22 protein-coding genes are annotated in these 26,828 nt (G+C 52.4%); 6 read left to right on the top strand and 16 right to left on the bottom strand.

Annotated features, from left to right (window positions below; all coding sequences use genetic code 11):
* The first annotated feature begins 27 nt into the window (after positions 1–27).
* Positions 28–2,421 carry a maltodextrin phosphorylase gene (gene malP / locus ACJHYW_RS10665; RefSeq protein WP_000081915.1) on the top strand — a complete coding sequence of 798 codons (2,394 nt, stop codon included), beginning with the start codon at positions 28–30 and terminating at the stop codon, positions 2,419–2,421.
* Positions 2,422–2,430: 9 nt separating this feature from the next.
* The gene (gene malQ, locus ACJHYW_RS10670; protein ID WP_061092829.1) at positions 2,431–4,515 is read left to right on the top strand and encodes a 4-alpha-glucanotransferase; all 2,085 of its coding nucleotides are present in this window, start codon (positions 2,431–2,433) and stop codon (positions 4,513–4,515) included.
* A 44-nt stretch (positions 4,516–4,559) separates the two neighbouring features.
* On the opposite strand, the gene gntT is transcribed toward malQ, so the two are convergent.
* The 3 genes from gntT to gntX all read right to left on the bottom strand — a co-directional run bounded on the left by gntT (position 4,560) and on the right by gntX (position 7,554).
* Positions 4,560–5,876: a gluconate transporter gene (gntT, locus tag ACJHYW_RS10675; protein ID WP_001131758.1), complete on the bottom strand. Its 1,317-nt coding sequence runs from the start codon at positions 5,874–5,876 to the stop codon at positions 4,560–4,562.
* 360 nt (positions 5,877–6,236) lie between these two features.
* A complete protein-coding gene (gene nfuA, locus ACJHYW_RS10680; protein ID WP_000619389.1) occupies positions 6,237–6,812 on the bottom strand; it encodes a Fe-S biogenesis protein NfuA in 576 nt (191 codons plus the stop codon).
* Between the two features lie 58 nt (positions 6,813–6,870).
* Complete coding sequence (gene gntX / locus ACJHYW_RS10685; protein ID WP_001361660.1) at positions 6,871–7,554, bottom strand: DNA utilization protein GntX; 684 nt, start codon at positions 7,552–7,554, stop codon at positions 6,871–6,873.
* A gap of 37 nt (positions 7,555–7,591) precedes the next feature.
* Between gntX and bioH the strand changes: the two genes are divergently transcribed.
* Positions 7,592–8,362, top strand: a complete 771-nt coding sequence (gene bioH, locus ACJHYW_RS10690) for a pimeloyl-ACP methyl ester esterase BioH (RefSeq protein ID WP_001060095.1) — start codon at positions 7,592–7,594, stop codon at positions 8,360–8,362.
* Positions 8,363–8,390: 28 nt separating this feature from the next.
* On the opposite strand, the gene rpnA is transcribed toward bioH, so the two are convergent.
* The 6 genes from rpnA to greB all read right to left on the bottom strand — a co-directional run bounded on the left by rpnA (position 8,391) and on the right by greB (position 15,605).
* Entirely contained in the window at positions 8,391–9,269 is an 879-nt protein-coding gene (gene rpnA, locus ACJHYW_RS10695) for a recombination-promoting nuclease RpnA (RefSeq protein WP_000039099.1), read from the bottom strand.
* Positions 9,270–9,471: 202 nt separating this feature from the next.
* A complete protein-coding gene (feoC, locus tag ACJHYW_RS10700) occupies positions 9,472–9,708 on the bottom strand; it encodes a [Fe-S]-dependent transcriptional repressor FeoC (RefSeq protein WP_000157586.1) in 237 nt (78 codons plus the stop codon).
* Entirely contained in the window at positions 9,708–12,029 is a 2,322-nt protein-coding gene (gene feoB / locus ACJHYW_RS10705; RefSeq protein WP_000737002.1) for a Fe(2+) transporter permease subunit FeoB, read from the bottom strand. Before feoB ends, feoC begins: the two co-directional genes overlap by 1 nt.
* Positions 12,030–12,045: 16 nt before the next feature.
* The gene (gene feoA / locus ACJHYW_RS10710) at positions 12,046–12,273 is read right to left on the bottom strand and encodes a ferrous iron transporter A (protein WP_001200455.1); all 228 of its coding nucleotides are present in this window, start codon (positions 12,271–12,273) and stop codon (positions 12,046–12,048) included.
* A gap of 437 nt (positions 12,274–12,710) precedes the next feature.
* A complete protein-coding gene (locus ACJHYW_RS10715; RefSeq protein ID WP_000980760.1) occupies positions 12,711–15,032 on the bottom strand; it encodes a Tex family protein in 2,322 nt (773 codons plus the stop codon).
* Positions 15,033–15,128: 96 nt separating this feature from the next.
* A complete protein-coding gene (gene greB, locus ACJHYW_RS10720; protein ID WP_000856744.1) occupies positions 15,129–15,605 on the bottom strand; it encodes a transcription elongation factor GreB in 477 nt (158 codons plus the stop codon).
* Between the two features lie 227 nt (positions 15,606–15,832).
* Between greB and ompR the strand changes: the two genes are divergently transcribed.
* Together ompR and envZ are read left to right on the top strand one after the other, a co-directional pair.
* Positions 15,833–16,552, top strand: coding sequence for a two-component system response regulator OmpR (ompR, locus tag ACJHYW_RS10725; protein WP_001157751.1), 720 nt, complete (start codon positions 15,833–15,835; stop codon positions 16,550–16,552).
* Positions 16,549–17,901 carry a two-component system sensor histidine kinase EnvZ gene (gene envZ, locus ACJHYW_RS10730; protein WP_001253708.1) on the top strand — a complete coding sequence of 451 codons (1,353 nt, stop codon included), beginning with the start codon at positions 16,549–16,551 and terminating at the stop codon, positions 17,899–17,901. Before ompR ends, envZ begins: the two co-directional genes overlap by 4 nt.
* Positions 17,902–17,932: 31 nt before the next feature.
* On the opposite strand, the gene nadS is transcribed toward envZ, so the two are convergent.
* From nadS to pckA, 3 genes are all read right to left on the bottom strand, one after another.
* On the bottom strand, positions 17,933–18,229 hold the full coding sequence (nadS, locus tag ACJHYW_RS10735) for a NadS family protein (protein WP_000650976.1): 297 nt from the start codon (positions 18,227–18,229) through the stop codon (positions 17,933–17,935).
* Between the two features lie 58 nt (positions 18,230–18,287).
* Positions 18,288–18,605, bottom strand: coding sequence for a type II toxin-antitoxin system RelE/ParE family toxin (locus ACJHYW_RS10740; protein ID WP_000493756.1), 318 nt, complete (start codon positions 18,603–18,605; stop codon positions 18,288–18,290).
* A 114-nt stretch (positions 18,606–18,719) separates the two neighbouring features.
* Positions 18,720–20,342, bottom strand: a complete 1,623-nt coding sequence (pckA, locus tag ACJHYW_RS10745) for a phosphoenolpyruvate carboxykinase (ATP) (RefSeq protein ID WP_001361659.1) — start codon at positions 20,340–20,342, stop codon at positions 18,720–18,722.
* Positions 20,343–20,720: 378 nt separating this feature from the next.
* Between pckA and ACJHYW_RS10750 the strand changes: the two genes are divergently transcribed.
* The gene (locus ACJHYW_RS10750; protein WP_000370852.1) at positions 20,721–22,445 is read left to right on the top strand and encodes a DUF4153 domain-containing protein; all 1,725 of its coding nucleotides are present in this window, start codon (positions 20,721–20,723) and stop codon (positions 22,443–22,445) included.
* A gap of 133 nt (positions 22,446–22,578) precedes the next feature.
* Here ACJHYW_RS10750 and hslO read toward each other — a convergent pair whose 3' ends face one another.
* The 4 genes from hslO to igaA all read right to left on the bottom strand — a co-directional run bounded on the left by hslO (position 22,579) and on the right by igaA (position 26,762).
* Positions 22,579–23,457, bottom strand: a complete 879-nt coding sequence (gene hslO, locus ACJHYW_RS10755) for an Hsp33 family molecular chaperone HslO (RefSeq protein WP_001135574.1) — start codon at positions 23,455–23,457, stop codon at positions 22,579–22,581.
* A gap of 24 nt (positions 23,458–23,481) precedes the next feature.
* Positions 23,482–23,883 carry a ribosome-associated heat shock protein Hsp15 gene (gene hslR, locus ACJHYW_RS10760; protein WP_000660483.1) on the bottom strand — a complete coding sequence of 134 codons (402 nt, stop codon included), beginning with the start codon at positions 23,881–23,883 and terminating at the stop codon, positions 23,482–23,484.
* 10 nt (positions 23,884–23,893) lie between these two features.
* Positions 23,894–24,562, bottom strand: coding sequence for a GMP/IMP nucleotidase (yrfG, locus tag ACJHYW_RS10765; RefSeq protein WP_001295168.1), 669 nt, complete (start codon positions 24,560–24,562; stop codon positions 23,894–23,896).
* 64 nt (positions 24,563–24,626) lie between these two features.
* On the bottom strand, positions 24,627–26,762 hold the full coding sequence (gene igaA / locus ACJHYW_RS10770) for an intracellular growth attenuator protein IgaA (RefSeq protein WP_000104522.1): 2,136 nt from the start codon (positions 26,760–26,762) through the stop codon (positions 24,627–24,629).
* Positions 26,763–26,828 lie beyond the last annotated feature (66 nt).

Below are 26,828 nucleotides of genomic sequence, written 5' to 3' on the forward strand. Positions count from 1 at the left end.
TGAAAATCTAAGAAAAGTGGAACTCCTATGTCACAACCTATTTTTAACGATAAGCAATTTCAGGAAGCGCTTTCACGTCAGTGGCAGCGTTATGGCTTAAATTCTGCGGCTGAAATGACCCCTCGTCAGTGGTGGCTGGCAGTGAGCGAAGCACTGGCCGAAATGCTGCGTGCTCAGCCATTTGCCAAACCGGTGGCGAATCAGCGGCATGTTAACTACATCTCAATGGAGTTTTTGATTGGTCGCCTGACGGGCAACAACCTGTTGAATCTCGGCTGGTATCAGGATGTACAGGATTCGTTGAAGGCTTATGACATCAACCTGACTGACCTGCTGGAAGAAGAGATCGACCCGGCGCTGGGTAACGGTGGTCTGGGACGTCTGGCGGCGTGCTTCCTCGACTCAATGGCAACTGTCGGGCAGTCAGCTACTGGCTACGGCCTTAATTATCAATATGGCTTGTTCCGCCAGTCATTTGTCGATGGCAAACAGGTTGAAGCGCCGGATGACTGGCATCGCAGTAACTACCCGTGGTTCCGCCACAATGAAGCACTGGATGTGCAGGTAGGAATTGGCGGTAAAGTGACGAAAGACGGACGCTGGGAGCCGGAATTTACCATTACCGGTCAAGCGTGGGATCTCCCCGTTGTCGGCTATCGTAATGGCGTGGCGCAGCCACTGCGTCTGTGGCAGGCGACGCATGCGCATCCGTTTGATCTGACTAAATTTAACGACGGTGATTTCCTGCGCGCCGAACAGCAGGGCATCAACGCGGAAAAACTGACCAAAGTTCTCTATCCAAACGACAACCATACTGCCGGTAAAAAGCTGCGCCTGATGCAGCAATACTTCCAGTGTGCCTGTTCGGTAGCGGATATTTTGCGTCGCCATCATCTGGCGGGGCGTAAACTGCACGAACTGGCGGAGTACGAAGTTATTCAGCTGAACGATACCCACCCAACTATCGCGATTCCAGAACTGCTGCGCGTGCTGATCGATGAGCACCAGATGAGCTGGGATGACGCCTGGGCTATCACCAGTAAAACTTTCGCTTACACCAACCATACCCTGATGCCAGAAGCGCTGGAACGCTGGGATGTGAAACTGGTGAAAGGCTTACTGCCGCGCCACATGCAGATTATTAACGAAATTAATACACGCTTTAAAACGCTGGTGGAAAAAACCTGGCCGGGCGATGAAAAAGTGTGGGCCAAACTGGCGGTGGTGCACGACAAACAAGTGCATATGGCGAACCTGTGTGTGGTTGGCGGTTTCGCGGTGAACGGTGTTGCGGCGCTGCACTCGGATCTGGTGGTGAAAGATCTGTTCCCGGAATATCACCAGCTATGGCCGAACAAATTCCATAATGTCACCAACGGTATTACCCCACGTCGCTGGATCAAACAGTGCAACCCGGCACTGGCGGCTCTGTTGGATAAATCACTGAAAAAAGAGTGGGCTAACGATCTCGATCAACTTATCAATCTGGAAAAATTCGCTGATGATGCGAAATTCCGTCAGCAATATCGCGAGATCAAGCAGGCGAATAAAGTCCGTCTGGCAGAGTTTGTGAAAGTTCGTACCGGTATTGAGATCAATCCACAGGCGATTTTCGATATTCAGATCAAACGTCTGCATGAGTACAAACGCCAGCACCTGAATCTGCTGCATATTCTGGCGTTGTACAAAGAAATTCGTGAAAACCCGCAGGCTGATCGCGTACCGCGCGTCTTCCTCTTTGGCGCGAAAGCGGCACCGGGCTACTACCTGGCGAAAAACATTATCTTTGCGATCAACAAAGTGGCTGACGTGATCAACAACGATCCGCAGGTTGGCGACAAATTGAAGGTGGTGTTCCTGCCGGATTATTGCGTTTCGGCGGCGGAAAAACTGATCCCGGCGGCGGATATCTCCGAACAAATTTCGACGGCAGGTAAAGAAGCTTCCGGTACCGGCAATATGAAACTGGCGCTCAATGGTGCGCTTACTGTCGGTACGCTGGATGGTGCGAACGTTGAAATCGCCGAGAAAGTTGGTGAAGAAAATATCTTTATTTTTGGTCATACCGTGGAACAAGTGAAGGCAATTCTGGCCAAAGGCTACGACCCGGTGAAATGGCGGAAGAAAGATAAGGTGCTGGACGCAGTATTGAAAGAGCTGGAAAGCGGTAAATACAGCGACGGCGATAAGCATGCCTTCGATCAGATGCTGCACAGTATCGGCAAACAGGGCGGCGATCCGTATCTGGTGATGGCGGATTTCGCAGCCTATGTAGAGGCACAAAAGCAGGTGGATGTGCTGTACCGCGACCAGGAGGCCTGGACTCGCGCGGCGATCCTCAATACCGCCCGCTGCGGTATGTTTAGCTCGGATCGCTCTATTCGCGATTATCAGGCTCGTATCTGGCAGGCAAAACGCTAAGGAAGCTCGATGGAAAGCAAACGTCTGGATAATGCCGCGCTGGCGGCGGGGATCAGCCCCAATTACATCAATGCCCACGGTAAACCGCAGTCGATTAGCGCCGAAACCAAACGGCGTTTGCTTGACGCGATGCATCAACGTACCGCCACGAAAGTGGCGGTAACGCCAGTCCCGAATGTCATGGTTTATACCAGCGGCAAAAAAATGCCGATGGTGGTGGAGGGCAGCGGCGAATATAGCTGGCTGCTGACCACCGAAGAAGGAACGCAGTACAAAGGCCATGTAACGGGGGGCAAAGCGTTCAATCTACCGACAAAGCTGCCGGAAGGTTATCACACGCTGACACTCACCCAGGACGACCAGCGTGCTCATTGCCGGGTGATTGTGGCACCGAAACGCTGTTACGAACCGCAGGCGTTGCTGAACAAACAAAAGCTGTGGGGTGCCTGCGTTCAGCTTTATACGCTGCGATCGGAAAAAAACTGGGGTATTGGGGATTTTGGCGATCTCAAAGCGATGCTGGTGGATGTGGCAAAACGTGGCGGGTCGTTCATCGGTCTGAACCCGATTCATGCGCTCTATCCGGCAAATCCGGAAAGTGCCAGCCCGTATAGCCCGTCTTCTCGCCGTTGGCTGAATGTGATTTATATCGACGTTAACGCCGTTGAAGATTTCCATCTTAGCGAAGAGGCTCAGGCCTGGTGGAAGTTGCCGACCACGCAACAGACGCTGCAACAGGCGCGGGATGCCGACTGGGTCGATTACTCCACGGTTACCGCCCTAAAAATGACAGCATTACGAATGGCGTGGAAAGGTTTCGCGCAACGTGATGATGAACAGATGGCCGCGTTTCGCCAGTTTGTTGCAGAGCAAGGCGACAGCCTGTTCTGGCAGGCGGCGTTTGACGCGCTACATGCCCAGCAAGTGAAAGAGGACGAAATGCGCTGGGGCTGGCCTGCATGGCCAGAGATGTATCAGAACGTGGATTCACCAGAAGTGCGCCAGTTCTGCGAAGAACATCGTGATGACGTCGATTTTTATCTCTGGTTGCAGTGGCTGGCTTACAGCCAGTTTGCCGCCTGCTGGGAGATAAGCCAGGGCTTTGAAATGCCGATTGGCTTGTATCGTGACCTGGCCGTTGGTGTAGCAGAGGGTGGAGCAGAAACCTGGTGCGACCGGGAGTTGTATTGCCTGAAAGCGTCGGTTGGAGCACCGCCGGATATCCTCGGCCCGTTGGGGCAGAACTGGGGATTGCCGCCAATGGACCCGCATATTATCACCGCGCGTGCCTATGAACCGTTTATCGAGCTGTTGCGTGCCAATATGCAAAACTGCGGCGCATTACGAATTGACCATGTGATGTCGATGCTGCGTTTGTGGTGGATACCGTATGGCGAGACGGCAGATCAGGGGGCATATGTTCACTATCCGGTGGATGATCTGCTCTCGATTCTGGCACTCGAAAGTAAGCGTCATCGCTGTATGGTGATTGGTGAAGATCTCGGTACCGTACCGGTAGAGATTGTCGGTAAGCTGCGCAGCAGCGGTGTGTACTCCTACAAAGTGCTCTATTTCGAAAACGACCACGAGAAGACATTCCGCGCGCCGAAAGCGTACCCAGAGCAGTCGATGGCGGTTGCGGCGACACACGACCTGCCTACGCTACGCGGCTACTGGGAGAGCGGGGATCTAACGCTGGGCAAAACGCTGGGGTTGTATCCGGATGAAGTGGTACTGCGCGGTCTGTATCAGGATCGCGAACTGGCGAAGCAAGGACTACTGGATGCTCTGCATAAATATGGTTGTCTGCCAAAACGTGCCGGGCATAAGGCATCGTTGATGTCGATGACGCCGACGCTGAATCGTGGCTTACAGCGCTACATCGCCGATAGCAACAGCGCCCTGTTAGGACTACAGCCAGAAGACTGGCTGGATATGGCGGACCCGGTAAATATTCCCGGCACCAGTTACCAGTATAAAAACTGGCGGCGCAAGCTCTCCGCAACGCTTGAGGCGATGTTTGCCGATGATGGCGTGAACAAGTTGCTGAAGGATTTGGACAGACGGCGCAGAGCGGCAGCGAAGAAGAAGTAGAGTGCGGTTGATGCCGGATGCGATGCATCCGGCAGTCAGTGTTATCAAATCACCATATTCAGCAGCAGACAGCCTACCAGACCGCACACCGAGATAATGGTTTCCAGCATCGACCAGGATTTGATGGTCTCGCCGATAGTCAGGTTAAAGTACTCTTTGAACAACCAGAAGCCCGGATCGTTCACGTGAGAGAAAATCACACTACCGGAACCAACCGCAATAACCATCAGCTCCGGGCTAACACCCGTCGTTGCAATCAGCGGTGCCGCGATACCACCCGCAGTGATTGCCGCAACGGTTGCAGAACCCAGCGCGATACGCAGTACGGCAGCAATCGACCAGGCCATCAGCAGCGGAGAAATGTTGGTTTCGTGCATCATGGAAGCAATGTATTTATCCACGCCGCTGTCTACCAGCACCTGCTTGAACGCACCGCCACCACCGATAATCAACAGCATCATCGCAATGATTTTGATGGAAGAAACCAGCGTGTCGTTAATCTGATCCATTGAACGACCACGGTTCAGACCAAAGGTGAACATCGCAATCAGTACGGCAATCAGCGTAGCCATTACCGGGTCACCGAGGAACTCCGCTACCGGCAGGAAAGCGTGACCTTTCGGCAGGATCATTTCGGCAATCGCACGCATCGCCATCAGCACTACCGGCACCAGAGAGGTCCAGACGCTGACGCCAAAGCTCGGCATCTCTTCTTCGCTGAAGGTTTTCGCGCTGTACAGACCTTCCGGGATCGGCTTATCGATACCTTTCAACACGCGAGCGTAAACCGGACCGGCGAGAATCACGGTCGGAATTGCCAGAATAGTCCCGTACAGCAGAGTTTTACCCATATCGGCATTGAAAATGGTGGCAATCGCAGTCGGACCCGGATGCGGTGGCAGGAAGCCGTGGGTCACAGACAGTGCAGCCGCCATTGGTACACCAACATACAGCAGTGGAATATTCGCGGAAGCCGCGATGGTAAACACCAGCGGCAGCATCAGCACGAAACCCACTTCATAGAACAGGGCAAAACCAACGGTAAAACCGGTCAGTACCACCGCCCACTGGATGTGTTTTTTACCAAATTTAGCAATCAGCGTGGTGGCGATACGTTGTGCGCCACCGCAGTCTGCCAGCATTTTGCCCAGCATTGCGCCAAAACCCATGATCAGGGCAAGGCTACCGAGCGTTCCGCCGACACCAGCTTTGATGGAGCCAATAACTTTATCCAGCGGCATCCCTTGCATTAATCCAACAGCAAGCGCCACGAGGACGAGAGCGATGAAACCGTTCATTTTGAAGCGGATCATCAGGAGCAACAACAAGATTACACCGATAGCAACAATGACTAATGGCATGATTTACCTGGCCTTTCATTTGTTATGGGTAACGTCAATTTTCTGACGACAAACTCTAATTATCCCAATCGGGAACAGAGATATTGCGGCACCACGACTGATACCCACTAAAACTAATTATTGTAGTCAGATGTCAGGAGTATGTTTGGTACCCACGTGAATGATACGGGTAACATCTGGCGTTTGAGAATCACCAGAGCGGGGTAAATTTAAATTATGAGAGGTTGGTCATATTATCGCGGGGAAACGAAGGGAGGGATTTGCCAAAGCAATGCAGCGCCAACGTCTGGCACATGTTCAACGTAGGCCCGAAATGACGCTTTAGCGTCGCATCGGGCAATCTACAAAAGAGGGGATAACTTAGTAGTAGGAGTGTTCGCCGCGCTGGTGTTCGGTGAGATCGCGCACACCTTTCAGCTCCGGGAATTCGTTTAGCAGCTGCTTCTCGATCCCTTCTTTCAGCGTCACATCGACCATGGAACAACCGTTACAGCCGCCACCAAATTGCAGAATGGCGTAACCGTCTTCGGTGATTTCCATCAGCGAAACGCGACCACCGTGACCAGCCAGTTGCGGGTTGATCTGCGACTGCAGCATATACTCAACGCGCTCCATCAGCGGCGCATCGTCTGCGACTTTACGCATTTTGGCGTTAGGCGCTTTCAACGTTAACTGGGAACCCAACTGGTCGGTAACAAAGTCGATCTCTGCATCTTCCAGGTAAGGAGCGCTTAACTCATCAACATACGCGGTCAGCAGGTCAAATTTCAGGGCAGTGTCGGTGGCTTCCACAGCATCCGGCGGACAATAAGAAACGCCACATTCAGCGTTAGGCGTGCCAGGGTTAATCACAAATACGCGGATTTGTGTCCCTTCTTCCTGATTTGCCAGCAGTTTGGCAAAGTGCGCTTGTGCAGCATCGGAAATACGGATCATAGTAATGGCCTAATAGTTGACTATTTTAGTTGGTTATAATACGCCCATCATCGAGGCTCTACAAGGTTCGACAAAGGCACCAGACCTGGACAGTCGCCGCACCATTGCGTAAAAGCAACTGCGCAATCTCTGCGACGGTACTTCCGGTGGTAACGACATCATCCACAATCACCATATGGCGACCTTGCACAGGCAATTCAAGGCGAAAGGCATTTTTCAGGTTGCGCTTGCGCAGCCGGGCACTGAGAAAATGCTGGGTCGCAGTGGCCCGTGTTCGTGTGACGGCTTCGCTATCCCATCGGCAGTGCAACCAGCGTGATAACGGCTGACACAGCAAATCGCTCTGATTAAATCCCCGACGCCAGTGACGCCGCTGCCATAACGGAACGCTGATGATGCGATCCGGCAATTGCAACCCGGTGGTGCGACGAGCGTGTAAGACCTCCAATAGTAACAGACGTGACAGGGCGCTGGCGATTTCGCTGCGCCGGGAAAACTTAAGCTGGTGGATTAGCGGGCTTAACGGTGGCGCATAGTCGGCAACCGTGACCAGTCTTTGCCAGGGCGGTGGTTTTTGCAGGCAGCGACCGCAGGGAAGATGTGAGTGTGTGGCGGGTAATCCACATCGTGGGCATAACGTTTTATCTGTACGGGCGGCGCGTGAGCAGACCGAACAAGTCCCCCAATGACCTAACGCCAGCGGCATTCGGCATAGCCAGCATAATCCCGGTACTGTTAGCATATGTTCATCCTTGTAAGTCAAAAGAGAACAATAGCGGATGAATAACATCTGGTGGCAGACCAAAGGTCAGGGGAATGTTCATCTTGTGCTGCTGCACGGATGGGGACTGAATGCCGAAGTGTGGCGTTGCATTGACGAGGAACTGAGCTCGCATTTTACGCTGCACCTTGTTGACCTGCCCGGCTTCGGGCGTAGCCGGGGATTTGGTGCGATGTCACTTGCTGATATGGCCGAAGCCGTGCTGCGACAGGCACCTGATAAAGCCATTTGGTTAGGCTGGAGTCTGGGCGGGCTGGTGGCAAGCCAGATTGCGTTAACCCATCCCGAGCGTGTTCAGGCGCTGGTCACCGTGGCGTCGTCACCTTGTTTTAGTGCTCGTGACGAGTGGCCGGGGATAAAACCGGACGTGCTGGCGGGATTTCAGCAGCAACTCAGTGATGATTTTCAGCGTACAGTGGAGCGGTTCCTGGCGTTACAAACCATGGGTACTGAAACGGCGCGCCAGGATGCGCGGGCGCTGAAGAAAACCGTTCTGGCGTTACCGATGCCGGAGGTTGACGTGCTTAATGGCGGGCTGGAAATCCTGAAAACGGTCGATCTCCGTCAGCCGCTGCAAAACGTGTTCATGCCGTTTTTGCGATTGTATGGCTATCTCGACGGTCTGGTGCCGCGCAAAGTGGTGCCGATGCTGGATAAACTTTGGCCTCACAGCGAATCATACATCTTCGCCAAAGCGGCCCATGCGCCGTTTATTTCGCATCCGGCCGAGTTTTGTCGCATGCTGGTGGCGTTGAAGCAGAGGGTGTAGGTGGCTTTTGAAATGGCGAGACAGAACTTTACTGACTCGCCGCAGCCAACTCTTCTTCTGACACCCCGGTAAAACGCATGATGTCCGCAAGAGGGACTCCGGATTCAAGCATTATTTTTGCTATATGCAAGGCTTTGGATTGTTCCCCCTCTTGCCGCAATCTTTCCGCAATAGTCATTAAGCTCTCCTTGTGTTTCGGTGAATGTTCGGCAACGCCGTCGATAAAATCGTTAAAACGTACCGCATCGCCGGTTTGCAAGATGTAATTAAACAGCCCTTTGATTTGTCTGTCATTAGCGTATCCACTACTTAATAAGCAGGCCATTTGCTCTACCAGCCCCATCAGATCGCGTTGACGAATATGTTTTTGAATTAACTCCAGCAGCGCCATACGTCGGTGCTGCATGATTTCATCATCAGGCATGACGGTGACATCAATCAGCGGAAATGCGGAGGCATAAAGCTGCCTTGCCAGGTTGGGATCGGCGAAACAATCCAGCCAACACAGTGAATAGGGATAGGGGCTTTCAATGCCGTGGTAAAACAACAATGGCACCACCATCGGCAACGTTTTGTATCCGGCATCCAGGTGATTTTGCATTGCGGCAATAGCGTAACGCATCATGCGAAATGCGATCAGTTTGTTTGAGGTGCTTTGATGTTCAATCAGACAATAGATGTATCCTGGTCCTTGTTCCGTTTTCACCGACCACAGCACGTCGGAATAGCTTTCACGCAGATCGTCATCAATAAAGCTGCTCGACTCCAGCTTGAGGGTTTTCATATCACAGAGCGCGTGAATAGGTGCCGGTAAATGGAACGCAAGAAAATCGCGCGCCGTCTCCGGTTGGCGTAAAAAGAGTTTGAACAGCGCATCGTGTGGGGTGGAACTCTGCTTTTTGCTCATGGCGTTCCTTCACCTGTTGTTTGAATGCCGCGACTCTACGCGCCACTCCACACCTGTGCATTAGCGAGTTTTCATCCCTGCGAGACGCTTTCAGAGGAACTTGCGCCGTGCTGCAAGGGTTGCATTTTTATGGAAAGTCGCACGCAAAAAGGCCCGGATGCAAACGCATACCGGGCTTTTCAAAACAGGCGATGGAGTAAGGTTAACGCAGCGCCCACCACTCGCGCAGACAGGCTTTGCCTTCCGGGCAGCTTTTACAACTGCCAGAGAGGCAGCCGTCAGGTTCTTCCTGAATCCGCACGGCTTTGCCCATGCTTTCCAGCTGTTGCAGCATGGCGTTAATCATTGGCTGCGGGGTGTTCAATGTCTGGCTTATCTGGGCCGCTTCCATACGGCCCCGTAACGCCAGCAAATCACGCACCTGAATAAGTGAAGCCATTAATGGCAATCACCGGTGGTGCTGGCTGCGCAGCAACTGCTTACCGACTTGCGCGTTGCCAACAGTTCGATATCCACCCGGCTACGCGCGCGACGCAGCAAACCGATAACCACGATGTTAAACAGGATAACCGCCAGAATGCACACCAGGCTGTAAGTTGGGTGCTGGCTGTAGCTGGCGACCTGATAGAACAATGTTGCCAGTGAGTAAGCAATATTCAGCCCCCACAGGATGGAGAAGCCCATCCAGCCACGGCTTGATTCACGGGCGATGGCCCCCATCACCGAGATGCACGGTACGTACAGCAGGACGAAAATCAGGTAGCTGTATGCGGCAGCTGCGCTACCGAATTTCTGATCCATCACGCCCATCGCCCCGGTACCCATTTCGCCGTCGCCTTTGCTTGCTTCAATGGGGTTCATCAGTACGCTAAGGCTGAAGGTGTCTTTCAGGCTCTGCCAGGTTTCATCTACCGCACTGAACAGCTCTTCACCGAGGTTAAACTCTGCCGGATTGAACTCTTCGTCCTGAATATTTTCTGCGGTGTAGAGGGTGTTGAGCGTACCCACTACCACTTCTTTCGCCATGGCACCTGTAAACAGGCCAACCGTTGCCTGCCAGTTATCTTCATGCACACCAATTGGCTTGAAGACCGGGGTGATCACCCGGCTGACGGACGCCAGCGCCGAGTCGTTGATGTTATCGACGATTTTCCCGCTCAGCGAGAAGCTGTTGAAAGCACTCAGGAAAATGCTGACGATGATAATCACTTTACCAGCACGCAGAACGAAGCCTTTCAGACGCTGCCAGGTCTGGATAATCAGGCTTTTAACGTGTGGTACATGGTAGACCGGTAGCTCCATGACAAACGGCGTCGCTTCACCGCGCATGATGGTGTACTTGAGCATCAGGCCAGTCAGCACCGCCATCACAATACCGAGCATATACAGCGAGAAGACCGCCAGCGCACCGTTCTGCCCGAAGAAGGCAGCCGCGAATACGGCGAAGATAGCCAGACGCGCGCCGCAGGACATAAACGGTGCCATCATGATGGTCATCAGACGTTCACGCGGTGCATCAAGCGTACGTGCGCCCATTACCGACGGTACGTTACAACCGAAACCAACGATCAGCGGTACAAAGGATTTCCCGGGCAAGCCCAGCGCCTGCATCAGACGGTCCATCACAAACGCCGCACGCGCCATATAGCCGGAGTCCTCGAGGAAGGAGAGGAACAGGTACATCATGCCGATCTGCGGCACCAGTGGCAGAACGGTGTTAACACCACCGCCCAGGCCCTGGGCGAGGAAGATAGTCAGCCAGTCCGGGAAGTGGAGCGTGTAGCCAATCCATTGAATACCATGCACAAAAAGTGCCACGGAACCGACGTCAAACAGCGGCTGTAACGCCCCGCCGATGTTGATAGCCAGCAAGAACATCAGGTACATCACAAAGAGGAAAATCGGCAGACCGAGGAAACGGTTGAGCACGATTTTATCTACCGCAGTGGTGAAACGGCTGGGTTCTGCCGTCAGGGTGTTGCTTACCACATCACAGATGGCAGCAATGCACTGGTAACGCGCATCGGCAATGTGCAGCGCCGGATCGTCCATCTCATTACACAGACGGGCGAGGGCGGCATCCAGATGCTGCGACGCTTCACCGGCGTAGGCGCGGCTGTAGATATCGCCTTCCAGCATTTGCAGGCCCAGCCAGCGACGTTGTTTCAGCGGGATGTCGGAAGGCATCACTTTTGCCAGTGAATCTGCTTCGTTGAGCAGCGGCTGAGCGTAATGCACCAGTTCCACATTTTCGTTAGCTTTATAGCGATCAATCGCCAGCTTGAGCGCTTCAATACCGCGACCACGGGTTGAAACCAGCGGGATCACCGGGCAGCCAAGACGTGCCGACAGAGCATCAATTTCAATACGAATATTTTGCTTCTCGGCAATGTCGAGCATGTTCAGTGCCACGATGCAGGGAATGCCGAGTTCCAGCAGTTGCAGCGTCAGGTACAGGTTACGCTCAAGGTTAGACGCATCCACCACGTTAATCAGCAGGTCGGCGTCGCCACTCAGAATATAGTGACAGGCGATTTGCTCATCGAGCGAGGTCTGCGATGAGATGGTGGTCAGAGAATAGGTGCCAGGCAGGTCCACCAGCGTGACCTGATGATCGGTGGTGGAGAATTGCCCTTCTTTACGTTCGACGGTAACGCCAGCCCAGTTACCTACACGCTGACGTGCGCCAGTGAGCTGGTTAAATAAGGTTGTCTTGCCAGAATTTGGATTACCAATTAAGCCAATGGTTAATTTTTTCATTGTTGTTATCACCGTATTAACAGGAAACCGCTTCCACTTCTAATAAGGCCAGATCTTTTTTGCGTAATACCAGGCTCACACGACGGGTTTCGATATGAATGGGGTCGCCGAGTGGAGCGACGCGCACCACATTAAAAGAGGAGCCAGGTAACATGCCTAGAGAAAGCAGTTTTTGGCGATATGCCGGGCTGATTTCACGGGAAAAGCCAGTAATTTTCCACGCAGTATCTGGAGTGTATTGCATAGGTGCCTACTTGTTTCTCATTAACTGGATAACTACCTCATGGGGCGTTTGACAGCGACATGAGACCAGATGATTTGCCAACGAAGGAGAGATTAAATAATCAACAGTACAATGATAATGAGAATGGTTTCTATCAGCAATACTTAAAATGTGTGTGAATGTTGGTTTGAATAATAATCTGACTCAATGTTGATATGGCTCAAGATTATATCGCAGCGAAAATATAATTCGCATGACGAATTATTAGGGCTGGTTAATGTTTAATTAAGGTTTCAGTTGTTAATGAAGTGATAAATATTAACGGGATATATTATGAGTTTGCTTGTGGAATAAAAAGGCCGGAGATATTCTCCGGCACTTTTATGTCAGGCAAGGCGTTCGTTGCCAGATGTGGCGTGAACGCCTAATCGCGCAGGTTTAGGGGCCAGTCCGGGCGTTTAACGTTTTTTGCCCATTGCCGCCGCCAGCGCATCCATCATCGCGCTATTACCGGCAGGCTGCGCTTCACGCCCACGCGGTTTGGCTGCCGGGCGGTTGTTCTGCGGACGTTCATTACCGCCGCCGCGACGAGCGTTGGTTTCGCCAGGCTGCTCGTCCAGACGCATAGTCAGGGCGATACGTTTGCGCTGAAGATCCACTTCCAGCACTTTCACCTTCACAATATCGCCCGCTTTCACCACGGTATGCGGATCTTCCACAAACTTGTTCGACAATGAAGAGATGTGAACCAGGCCGTCCTGATGAACGCCAATATCGACAAACGCGCCAAAGTTGGTGACGTTGGTCACCGCACCTTCGAGGATCATACCCGGTTGCAGGTCGTTCATCGTTTCGACGCCATCGGCAAACTGAGCGGTTTTAAATTCCGGACGCGGATCGCGACCCGGTTTTTCCAGCTCTTTGATGATGTCAGTTACCGTCGGTACACCGAATTTTTCATCAGTAAAGTCAGACGCTTTCAGGTTACGCAACTCGCTGCTGTTACCCATCAGATCTTTCAGTGCCTGCTGTGTTGCTGCCAGAATGCGTTCCACCACCGGATAGGCTTCCGGGTGAACGGTAGACGCGTCCAGCGGGTTATCACCATGGTTAATGCGCAAGAAGCCCGCGCACTGCTCGAAGGCTTTCGGCCCCAGACGGCTCACTTTCAGCAGTTGCTGACGGTTCTGGAACTGACCGTTCTCATCGCGCCAGGCAACGATGTTTTGCGCCATCATGCGCGTCAGGCCCGCCACGCGAGTTAACAGCGGAACAGAAGCGGTGTTGAGATCGACGCCAACGGCGTTTACGCAGTCTTCTACTACTGCGTCCAGTTTGCGGGCCAGTTGCGTCTGGCTGACGTCATGCTGATACTGACCTACGCCGATAGATTTCGGATCGATTTTCACCAGCTCCGCCAGCGGATCCTGCAAACGACGGGCGATAGACACCGCGCCACGCAGCGAAACGTCGAGATCCGGGAATTCCTGTGCTGCCAGCTCGGAAGCCGAGTAAACCGACGCGCCAGCTTCGCTGACGATCACTTTCTGCGCGGTCACTTTCGGGAACTGCTTCTGCACGTCGAGATAGAAACGTTCGGTTTCGCGAGAAGCTGTACCGTTGCCGATCGCCACCAGTTCAACGTTATGCTTTTCACACAGGGCAGCAACGGTCATCGCTGCTTTTGCGGCTTGTCCGGTATGTGGATAAATGGTATCGGTCGCCACCAGTTTGCCAGTTGCATCGACCACCGCTACTTTTACCCCGGTACGCAGACCCGGATCGAGGCCCATCGTTGCACGCAGTCCGGCTGGGGCCGCCATCAGCAGATCGTGCAGGTTACGGGCAAAGACGTTGATTGCTTCATCTTCCGCGCGTTCGCGCACGGTGCCCATCAGTTCGGTTTCCAGATGCATCAGCACCTTGATGCGCCACGTCCAGCTCACCACGCCTTTGCGCCAGCTATCCGCCGGGGCATTGTTCAGGCGCAGGCCAAGGTGATCCATGATGATTTGCTCGCAATAGCTCTCTTTCGGCGGCTCTTCGAACTGCGGATCGGCATTCAGCGAAAGCTGAAGTATGCCTTCGTTACGCCCACGGAACATCGCCAGCGCGCGGTGAGAAGGCACCGTGGATAGCGGTTCGTGATGATCGAAATAGTCGCGGAATTTCGCCCCTTCCTCTTCTTTACCGCTCACCACCGTCGAAACCAAATGCGCGTTCTTCCACAGATAATCACGCACTTTTGCCAGCAGCGCGGCATCTTCGGCAAACCGTTCCATCAGGATATAGCGCGCGCCGTCCAGCGCGGCTTTGGTATCTGCCACGCCTTTATCTGCATCAACATATTGTGCAGCCGCGACTTCTGGCGTGTGTGACGGATCGCTCCACAGCAGGTCAGCCAACGGCTCAAGCCCTGCTTCAATGGCGATTTGCCCGCGGGTGCGGCGTTTAGGTTTGTAGGGTAGGTAGAGGTCTTCGAGTTCGGTTTTGCTTAGTGTGGCGTTGATGGCATTCGCCAGCTCGTCAGTGAGTTTGCCTTGCTCGGAAATGGACTTGAGGATCGCCTGACGTCTCTCTTCCAGCTCGCGCAGATAGCTCAGACGCGTTTCCAGATTACGCAGCTGCGTGTCATCCAGACCGCCGGTGATTTCCTTACGATAACGTGCGATAAACGGCACGGTATTCCCTTCGTCAAGCAGGCGAACGGCAGCGTCAACCTGTTCCGGGCGCGCCTGAATTTCACCCGCAATAATGCGGCAGAACGAATCATTCATCATGGTTTGAGTTCATCTTTTCGGATCAAAAATCAGGGGATAGTTATACGGACTGGCTGGCAAAAATGCCAGCCATCGGCAGGAGGTTAAGACTCTTCCTTACGGTTTCACGTACTCGATAGCATTAACATACCAGCTCGCTTCCCCGGCAGGGGTATTCACCACCGCCAGATCGCCGACTTCTTTTTTCAGCAATGCGCGGGCCATCGGGGAATCGATAGAGATGTAATCTTTACGGCCAAAAATTTCATCGTAGCCGACAATACGGAAACGGTGAGTCACGCCATCGTCGTTTTCAATCTCCACCCACGCGCCAAAAAAGACTTTGCCTTCCTGCTGCGGGGAGTAATCGACGATTTTGAGATTTTCCATGCATTTAGTGAGATAGCGCACGCGACGGTCGATTTCACGCAGGCGCTTTTTATTATACTGATAGTCAGCATTTTCGCTGCGGTCGCCCAGACTTGCGGCCCAGGTCACTTTCTTTGTGACCTCCGGGCGTTCTTCACGCCAGAGATAATTAAGCTCTTGTTTGAGTTTTTCATACCCTTCCCGGGTAACCAGGGGCGTTTTCATCTCGTTGATTCCCTTTGTCTGTTTGATAATGCGCACATTGGGTATAACGTGATCATATCAACAGAATCAATAATGTTTCGCCGAATAAATTGTATACTTAAGCTGCTGTTTAATATGCTTTGTAACAATTTAGGCTGAAATTCATACCAGATTTAGCTGGTGACGAACGTGAGCTTTTTTAAGAATACACGCTTACAAATTGTTGCGAACCTTTGGGAGTACAAACAATGCAAGAGAACTACAAGATTCTGGTGGTTGATGACGACATGCGCCTGCGCGCGCTGCTGGAACGTTATCTCACCGAACAAGGCTTCCAGGTTCGAAGCGTCGCTAATGCAGAACAGATGGATCGCCTGCTGACTCGTGAATCTTTCCATCTTATGGTACTGGATTTGATGTTACCTGGTGAAGATGGTTTGTCGATTTGCCGACGTCTTCGTAGCCAGAGCAATCCGATGCCGATCATTATGGTGACGGCGAAAGGGGAAGAAGTGGACCGTATCGTTGGCCTGGAGATTGGCGCTGACGACTACATTCCAAAACCGTTTAACCCGCGTGAATTGCTGGCCCGCATTCGTGCGGTGCTGCGTCGTCAGGCGAACGAACTGCCGGGCGCGCCGTCACAGGAAGAGGCGGTAATTGCTTTCGGTAAGTTCAAACTTAACCTCGGTACGCGTGAAATGTTCCGCGAAGATGAGCCGATGCCGCTCACCAGCGGTGAGTTTGCGGTACTGAAGGCACTGGTCAGCCATCCGCGTGAGCCGCTCTCCCGCGATAAGCTGATGAACCTTGCCCGTGGCCGTGAATACTCCGCAATGGAACGCTCCATCGACGTGCAGATTTCGCGTCTACGCCGCATGGTGGAAGAAGATCCGGCGCATCCGCGTTACATTCAGACCGTCTGGGGTCTGGGCTACGTCTTTGTACCGGACGGTTCTAAAGCATGAGGCGATTGCGCTTCTCGCCACGAAGTTCATTTGCCCGCACGTTATTGCTCATCGTCACCTTGCTGTTCGTCAGCCTGGTGACGACTTATCTGGTGGTGCTGAACTTCGCGATTTTGCCGAGCCTCCAGCAGTTTAATAAAGTCCTCGCGTACGAAGTGCGTATGTTGATGACCGACAAACTGCAACTGGAGGACGGCACGCAGTTGGTTGTGCCTCCCGCTTTCCGTCGGGAGATCTACCGTGAGCTGGGGATCTCTCTCTATTCCAACGAAGCTGCCGAAGAGGCAGGTCTGCGTTGGGCACAACACTATGAATTCTTAAGCCATCAGATGGCGCAGCAACTGGGCGGCCCGACGGAAGTGCGCGTCGAGGTCAACAAAAGTTCGCCTGTCGTCTGGCTGAAAACCTGGTTGTCGCCCAATATCTGGGTACGCGTGCCGCTAACCGAAATTCATCAGGGCGATTTCTCCCCGCTGTTCCGCTATACGTTGGCGATTATGCTATTGGCGATAGGCGGGGCGTGGCTGTTTATTCGTATCCAGAACCGACCGTTGGTCGATCTCGAACACGCAGCCTTGCAGGTGGGTAAAGGGATTATTCCGCCGCCGCTGCGTGAATATGGCGCTTCGGAGGTGCGTTCCGTTACCCGCGCCTTTAACCATATGGCGGCTGGTGTTAAGCAACTGGCGGATGACCGTACGCTGCTGATGGCGGGGGTAAGCCATGATCTGCGCACGCCGCTGACGCGTATTCGTCTGGCGACCGAGATGATGAGCGAGCAGGATGGCTACCTGGCAGAATCGATCAATAAAGATATCGAAGAGTGCAACGCCATCATTGAGCAGTTTATCGACTACCTGCGCACCGGGCAGGAGATGCCGATGGAAATGGCGGATCTCAACGCCGTGCTCGGTGAGGTGATTGCCGCCGAAAGTGGCTATGAGCGGGAAATTGAAACCGCGCTTTACCCCGGCAGCATTGAGGTGAAAATGCACCCGCTGTCGATCAAACGCGCGGTGGCGAATATGGTGGTCAACGCCGCCCGTTACGGCAATGGCTGGATCAAAGTCAGCAGCGGCACGGAGCCGAATCGCGCCTGGTTCCAGGTAGAAGATGACGGTCCGGGTATTGCGCCGGAACAACGTAAGCACCTGTTCCAGCCGTTTGTTCGTGGCGACAGTGCGCGCACTATTAGCGGCACGGGATTAGGGCTGGCGATTGTGCAGCGTATCGTGGATAACCATAACGGCATGTTGGAGCTTGGCACCAGCGAGCGGGGCGGGCTTTCCATTCGTGCCTGGCTGCCAGTGCCGGTAACGCGGGCGCAGGGCATGACAAAAGAAGGGTAAATAAAACGGGAGGTGAAGGTGCCTCCCGTTTTTAGATTGTTTTCAATTGATTGATAATGAAAGGATTCGCTTGCAAAAGCAGGAGCAATTTTCGGGGTGCTCCGGTAGGCTGACGGCGTTTGGTTTCCCAGCTTTTGACCAGGTCATAACTTACCCCTACGGCGACAGCAAAATCTTGCTGACGTAAACCCGTTGCTTCACGGATCGCTTTTACATCGATTTCGCTAAAAGTATGGACGTGCTCTGGTTCTGGCGTTTCTTCACCCTTTTCGATGCGTACCATTTCTTCTGCGCTGGCAAGAAGATCAGCAAATAATTCATCTTTCATCTGTTTTCAATGCCTCCGTTGACATTTCGGCCATGGTGGAATTTGTGGAGCTTCAACATTAAAGCAGCTTCTCGGACAATAGTTTCAATGCCTTTCTTTGTTCTTCTGTTAAATCATCCTGTTCATTTTTAGGATAAATCAACGCCAGATAAATTCGGCCATTGCGTGTTACGTTGTAATAAATTATCCGAATGCCACCCCGTTTCCCCATTCCAGAACGGTTCCAGCGAATTTTTCTAAAACTGCCTGTGCCTGCGATAATGTCACCGGCAGTGGGATCTTGAATGAGTAGTTCCTGAAAAGCCCGGAACTCATCATCAGGTAGCAATAACTGGCGGCGTTTGCTAAATCCTTGTAGTTCAATAAAGGTGAACATAATGCATCCTGCGGTCTATTGATAATTATAAGTGTACCGTGTACATATTGGTAGCTAATTAGATAAAAAAACCCCTTATCCGTTTGGATAAGGGGTCAATGAGATATCAGCTGATTACAGCTTAGGACCTGCCGCTACCAGCGCGGCACCCGCAGGGGTGTCGGTGTATTTATCAAAGTTGTCGATAAACAGTTTCGCCAGGGTTTCGGCTTTTTCCTGCCACTGTTCCGGGGAAGCGTAGGTGTTACGCGGATCGAGGATCTTCGTGTCTACGCCCGGCAGTTCGGTTGGGATCGCCAGGTTAAACATCGGCAGAGTGAAGGTTTCTGCGTTATCCAGCGAACCGTTGAGGATGGCGTCGATAATGGCGCGGGTATCTTTAATCGAGATACGTTTGCCAGTGCCGTTCCAGCCGGTGTTAACCAGATACGCCTGCGCGCCTGCCGCCTGCATACGTTTCACCAGCACTTCTGCGTACTGAGTTGGGTGCAGCGACAGGAATGCCGCGCCGAAGCAGGCGGAGAAGGTTGGCGTCGGTTCGGTGATGCCGCGCTCTGTACCAGCCAGTTTGGCGGTGAAGCCAGAGAGGAAGTGGTACTGGGTTTGATCGGCAGTCAGACGAGAAACCGGCGGCAGCACGCCGAAAGCATCAGCAGTCAGGAAGATAACCTTAGTTGCGTGGCCCGCTTTGGACACCGGCTTAACGATGTTTTCAATGTGATAGATAGGATAAGAAACGCGGGTGTTCTCGGTTTTTGAACCATCATCAAAGTCGATAGAACCATCTTCACGCACGGTGACGTTTTCCAGCAGCGCATCACGACGGATAGCGTTGTAGATTTCAGGTTCCGCTTCTTTCGACAGCTTGATAGTTTTTGCGTAGCAGCCGCCTTCAAAGTTAAACACGCCGTCATCGTCCCAGCCGTGTTCGTCATCGCCAATCAGGCGACGTTTCGGGTCGGTGGAAAGGGTGGTTTTACCGGTGCCGGAAAGGCCGAAGAACACCGCAACATCGCCTTTCTCACCAACGTTGGCGGAGCAGTGCATAGAAGCGATACCTTTCAGCGGCAGCAGGTAGTTCATCATTGAGAACATCCCTTTCTTCATTTCGCCGCCGTACCAGGTGCCGCCAATCAGCTGCATGCGCTCGGTCAGGTTAAACGCCACGAAGTTTTCGGAGTTCAGACCCTGTTCTTTCCACTGCGGGTTAGTGCACTTCGCGCCGTTCATAACGATAAAGTCTGGTTTGAAACCTGCCAGCTCTTCATCGCTCGGGCGAATAAACATGTTTTTGACAAAATGCGCCTGCCAGGCCACTTCGGTGATGAAACGGACGGAAAGACGAGTATCCGGGTTCGCACCACAGAAAGCGTCGACAACGAACAGACGTTTGCCGGAAAGCTGTTTGGTCACCAGGCCTTTAAGATGCTGCCAGGTTTCCGGAGAGAGAGGTTTGTTGTCGTTCTTACCTTTGCCTTTGTCTGCCCACCAGAAAGTATCGCGAGTGGTATCGTCACGGACGATATACTTATCTTTTGGTGAACGACCGGTGAAGATCCCGGTATCGACGGCAACGGCACCCAGATTAGTTAACACCCCGCGCTCATAACCTGTCAGGCTCGGATCGAGCTCTTCCTGATACAGCAGGTCGTAGCTTGGGTTGTAAACGATATCATGTACGTCACTGATACCATAAGCCTCGAGTTCTTGCGGGGTCAAACCATTGTTAACGCGCATTTCACTGCTCCTTAGCCAATATGTATTGCCTGAATAGTAAAGTCTTTTTGGGGGTGTTAACCGCGACAAGGCTCATAGATTTACGTATCTGGAGAAATTCATATTTGACAAAAAACTCCGTGATTCCTGTCACGAAACGGTTGCTATTATCGCAGAAATAGCATTTTAGGTGTGGAAAATGTTCTCAAAAGGTTAAATCTTGGTTTATATGGCGGGAATATTGTGAGTGGAATCGCATTCCTGAATGAAATTGATGCAAATTCAATCGGTAAAGTATCGATTCACCACGCTAACTTTTTTTGATTATTTTCTGAAAAAAGCAAAATACTACGGCCTGGATGCGATAATTAACCCACTTTTTGATTCTGGATAACTAACATGGATAACGTTGAACTTTCACCCGCAACACGTTGGGGGATGATTGCTACCGGATTACTTCAGGGTCTGGTTTGCTACCTGCTGATCGCCTGGCTTGCCGGAAAAAATCTCAGTTGGATTGTTTATGGCGTGCCTGCGACCGTCGCGTTTTCATCCGTTTTACTCTTCTCCGTGATCTCCTTTAAACAGAAGCGCCTTTGGGGATGGCTGGCGCTGGTGTTTATTGCCACGCTAGGGATGAGCGGTTGGCTAAAGTGGCAAATTGATGGCATGAACCCCTGGAGAGCTGAAAAGGCGCTTTGGGATTTTGGCTGCTATCTGCTGCTGATGGCAATGTTGTTGCTACCGTGGATACAACAAAGCCTTCGCATCCGCAATGACAGTAGCCGCTATCGCTATTTTTACCAGTCAATATGGCATAATGTACTTATATTACTGGTGATTTTTCTCGCCAATGGCCTGACGTGGCTGGTGCTTTTACTGTGGAGTGAGTTGTTTAAACTTGTTGGCATCACGTTTTTCAAAACGCTCTTTTTTGCAACCGACTGGTTTATTTATCTCACGTTAGGTCTGGTTACCGCACTGGCGGTGATCCTCGCGCGTACACAGTCACGTTTAATCGACTCTATTCAAAAGTTGTTCACGTTAATCGCCACGGGGTTGCTGCCGTTAGTATCATTGCTAACCCTGATGTTTATTATCACCCTGCCGTTTACGGGCCTGAGCGCGATTTCTCGCCACATCTCCGCCGTTGGGTTGCTGTTAACGCTGGCCTTTTTGCAATTGATCTTAATGGCTATTGTCCGCGATCCGCAAAAAGCGTCTCTTCCCTGGACGGGGCCGTTGCGTTGCCTGATTAAAACCGCTTTGCTGGTTGCTCCGCTGTATGTGTTCGTCGCCGCCTGGGCGTTATGGCTGCGGGTCGCTCAGTACGGCTGGACTGTCGACCGCTTGCAGGGCGCGCTGGCGGTGCTGGTGTTACTGGTATGGTCACTGGGGTATTTTGTCAGTATCGTCTGGCGTAAAGGGCAAAATCCCCTTGATCTTCAGGGCAAAGTGAACCTTGCGGTTTCGTTATTGGTGTTGGTAATGCTGGTGCTTCTTAATTCGCCGGTGCTGGACAGTATGCGCATTAGCGTGAACAGTCATATGGCGCGTTATCAGAGCGGCAAAAACACGCCAGACCAGGTAACTATCTACATGCTCGAACAGAGCGGTCGCTATGGACGTGCGGCGCTTGAGTCGCTGAAAAGCGATGCCGGGTTTATGAAAGACCCGAAACGCGCGCGGGATCTGCTGATGGCGTTAGATGGAGAGCAACATCTTCAGGAACAGGTATCGGAAAAAGTATTAGCCGATAATGTGTTAATTGCCCCAGGTTCTGGTAAACCGGATGCGACATTCTGGTCGGCCTTAATCCAGGATCGCTATAACGTGATGACCTGTATTGAAAAAGACGCCTGCGTACTGGTCGAGCAAGATCTGAATAGTGATGGTCAGGCGGAGCGGATCCTGTTTGCTTTTAATGATGACAGAGTCATTGTCTATGGCTTTGACTCAGATAGAAAAGAATGGGACGCGCTTGATATGAGTTTACTTCCGCGCCAAATAACGAAAGAAAAATTACTCGCTGCTGCGAAGGATGGAAAGCTGGGGACGAGGCCTAAAGCGTGGCGCGATCTGACGGTAGATGGTGAAACGCTGGAAATAAACTTAAGTAAGTGACAACGCTTTTAACGGATACGACGCTGTATCTGACCAAAATAACTTGCGATTTATTTCATAGGCCTGGTAAGCGCAGCGCATCAGGCCATTACGTCGTAAAATCCGGCAGAGCCCTCTCTGCCGGACATACTCATTAATGAACTTGCGGATCTGCCGGAGACGCGTTGTTGCGGATTTCAGCAATATCCATCGCATTGAACAGATAGTGGTTACCGCAGTAATCACAATGCATGTCAATTTCGCCATCTTCCGCCAGGATGCTATCGACTTCTTCATCCGGCAGCGTTTTTAGCGCGTCGGCGCAACGTTCACGCGAGCAGGTGCATTTGAACTCCACATCCTGCGGATCGTAAACCGTCACCTCTTCTTCGTGATACAAACGCCACAACACTTCGTTTGCCGGTAAGGTCAGCAGTTCTTCGGTTTTGATGGTTTCGGTTAGCGTCGCCAGGTGGTCAAAGTCGTCCTGCTGGGCATTTTGCGCAGGCATTACCTGCAACAACATACCGCCTGCAGCCGGTTTGCCGTCTACGTCGCCGGTGCGAATAAACAGGCGCGTCGGCAACTGTTCAGAACGCATAAAGTAATCTTCCAGGCAGGCCGCCAGGGTATCACCTTCCAGACCCACCACGCCCTGATAGCGTTCGCCTTCGCTTGGGGTGATGGTGATCACCACGTAACCATTGCCGACCAGCGTTTTCAGGTCGGCATTTTCTGGAATTTCGCCCTGCACGCGCGCTACACCGCGCATCTGCTGGTTGTTGTTACCGTTAATAACCGCCAGATTCATCGGACCGTCGCCTTGCAGCTGTACGGTGATATCACCATCAAACTTCAACGTAGCGGTTAACAGGCTGGTCGCAACCAGCAGTTCTGCCAGCACGTTTTTAACGGGCTGCGGATAATCGTGATTCTCAAGGATCTGTTGCAGGGTTTCCGAAACGGTTACCAGTTCGCCGCGAACGGCAAAGTTTTCAAACAGATAGCGATGTAATTGGTCATGTTGCGGCATAATCATCTCTCTTGCAGGTGACAGTTATTCACTGTCGCCGTGTTTAAATCGTAACAGGTCGCGGCGCTCTTTTTTGTCCGGGCGTCGGTCCGGATGCGGCATGGTTAAGGCATTAAGTTTACGTGCCAGCGCCATTTTTTCGCGTTTCTCTACACTTTCCGCAGTCTCTTCATACAGCAAGGCTGCCTCGCTGGCGGGGCGACGCTGTTCAGTAATCGCCTTTACAATCACCGTGCGTTCGTCATTTCCCTGGCGCAGAGTGAGCGTGGCATTCAGCTCGACGATTTTGCTTGGCTTGCTGCGCTGCCCGTTGTAATGCACCTTACCGCCTTCAATCATTTCACGGGCCAGCGCGCGGGTTTTATAAAAACGGGCAGCCCATAGCCATTTATCCAGTCGAACCTCAACAGCAGGTTTTTCTTTCATGGCATCTCCTTCACATTAGCGAGGGGATCAGGCGGCGGTAGTCATTCAGTGACGGATGGCGTTGATACTGTTTCTCGGCAATCCCGGAGTCAGGATTAGTCACACCGAGGCAGTAACGAATACCAAATTGCGCGGCAGCATCGAGAATCGCTTCGCTGTCATCAATAAACAGCGTTCTTTCAGCTTTAAGACCCGTAGCTTCGGCCACCGCATGCCATAACCGCTGATCCTCTTTCGGATAACCAAATGTGTGGGTGGAAAGTAATAAATCAAGGTGTGCGTCCAGACCGGTATGCTCAAGTTTTACCGCCAGGTTGTGCGGATGCGCATTGGTGAGCAAAATTCGCTGCTTACCGCTGGCTTTCAGTGCCTCAAGAAACGGAATGGTATCTTCACGCAGTACGGCGCGCGGTCCCATCTCGGTGGTCATCGCACAGATATCCAGACCCAGTTGCTCACTCCAGTAATCAAGACAGTACCAGTTTAGCGTATGCTGTACGTCGTGATATTGCTGGCGCATATATTCCATCGCTTCCTGTGGCGTAACCCCGTTTTTCGCGCCCCATGTTTCAGGCACCAGCTTTTGCCAGAAATAGTTATCGAAGGCGAGGTCGAGCAACGTGCCGTCCATATCCAGCAGAACGGTATCTACGTCCTGCCAGGCAATGTTGATATGCATGAGGGAAATCTCCAGAGTGAAGCAATTTGCGCGACAGGGTAGCATAACCTGCCGCGCAAACGTGTTATTCGATAAGGCTTTCTGAAGGGGTGATCAGTTGCGGGTTCAGGCAGCTTTCATAATAGGCCTGAATCTTCATCATGCGAGTGCGATGACGCTGGTAACGACGCCAGGCCTGTACGCCATTATAAATGGCGCTACCCAGCATCGTCAGTAGCAGCAGCGTGGTGCTGAGATAGCGCCACAGGCCGGAACGATCCGGGATCGGATGAAGGCCAATATGCTGCGTACCATTGGCGTCAGTGAAGATTTTTGTGACGATACCTTCGGCGTTAAACGGCGTATGCATCAGCATTTGTGCCAGTTTCTGGAAAGCGTTCCACTGTTCTTGCGGCGGATAGTCGTAAAGTGATGCCGAAGGCCAGGGCTGATCAACAAAATCGCTGCCTTCGTCGCTGACAATCAGGAATCCGCCGGGGGCCGGACTGTTTAGTGATTGTGCCGCTCGCGCCGTTTCATGCGTGATAAACGGCGCGGTGGAGGTTGCCACCAGGTTATCCAGTGATTCCGCACTCACCGGGCGTAATAACACATTCACGCCATCGAGTTTCCCGGCGTTGGCGCGTTTTACCAGCGCGTCCCAGTCTTTACTGTTGCCGAGATTGACCAGCGCATTTTTCAGTCGCACACAGTCATCTTTGGCAGAACACAGATCCGCTGTCTTCAGTACTATGTCGCCAAAATCATCAAGCAATACCATGCCGGATTTTTGAATTGCTGAACGTAATGAGGCGCTGACGCGAGATTCATCTTCCGGTTTAGGGTGCAGCTGGCGATTAACTGCTTCGGTCAAAGCCGTCGCTTTGTTGACCAGTTCAGATTCTGGTAATGGCAATGAGCGGGCGTCATTCCAGATGATCTGCGAGCAGTCAAACGGTAAAAAAGGTGAATTGGTTTTCGCGCTCCAGGTTCCGGAAGTGCGAATATTACACATTCCCGTACCGCTAATACGCAATGTATCGCCAACCCGCACGCCAGCGTCAGCCAGTTGTTTTACGCTGGTGGCTTCAATGGTCTGTGCGCCTTTCATCCACGAGAGGGTGAATTTCAGCGGCATATCCAGCGGGATCCAGAATAACAGCATAAACAGCACCAGCAGCGAGCCCGCAGCGATAATCGTACTGCGCAGCCAGTGCTGTAACGGAAAGTTTTTTACTTCATCATGCAGCGAAAGATATCGCCCCTGACGCACTACGTGGCGGTCGAGATAGATATCGATATCGGTTTGTTGACCAAGATCCTGAGCAATGTAGGGCTGCCAGTGTGCGGGATAGACCAGGTCGATAATACCGAGTGAAATATTGTTGATCTGTTCCTGATCGTTTTCGCCAAACAATCCCCAACGACGGGGTGTGCCGCGTAGACAATGAATTTCCCGCAGGGAGGATTTTGCCGGGGGCGCGAATAGCCCCCACAGTCCTGCGCCCAGCAGCAGTAACGCGCCGCCTGCCAGCCACGGAACAAATACATCCGGGGTAATCAGGCAGAAAAAGAACATCAGGAAGGAGGCGACAATCAGCAACGCTTCGCGCAGCCCGCGCGGACGACTTAGCGCATACTCTTCGTGCGTTTCTTTGCGAATATTGAGTAGCTCGATTTGCTCACTCTCTTCCCCGCGAATCGACGCCTGTGTTGACGGAACAGGTTGCAAGGCATAGCCGCGAGTTTCCTGCATGTACTCCTGCAGCGTATGACCGTTGAGTGAAATAACCAGCGGCAGCGAATCGGTATGAATCAGTTCAACGGTATTCTCATCGTTGATGTACTGCTCCCAGAAAGGGGGCAGGTGGACTTCTACCGAATCGAGGTAGTAACGCCATTTATTCGGATCGTCGGTAGAGATGCCGTAACGCGTGATAGCGTGTGTTAGCATCATGACGTTGTTGCTTTCGGCATTCAGCGCCAGAGAGATCGGTGCCGCGCTGGCTCCCGTTGGGCCAGGCACCTGTAATACCTGCGTCAGGCTCTCAAGATAATTTTCAACGGCGCTACGTTCTTCAGGTGTGAGTTTGCGCGTTTGCGCGTCTGCGAAAGCGTTGGTCCAGGGCAGTTGACGCCGTCTGGATCGCACTTTTATCAGCCATCCCGCAAGTAGTGAGCAGGCCAGCAAAGCAGCTAAAAAAATCACAATGGTGCTCATGCTTTCCCCATCTTACTTAGTCTGTCAGGCGTGGTCAGTCGCACCGGACACAATACATGATTCTGC

The organism is Escherichia sp. WS3063 (genome assembly GCF_046486595.1).
Taxonomy (GTDB): Bacteria; Pseudomonadota; Gammaproteobacteria; order Enterobacterales; family Enterobacteriaceae; genus Escherichia; species Escherichia coli.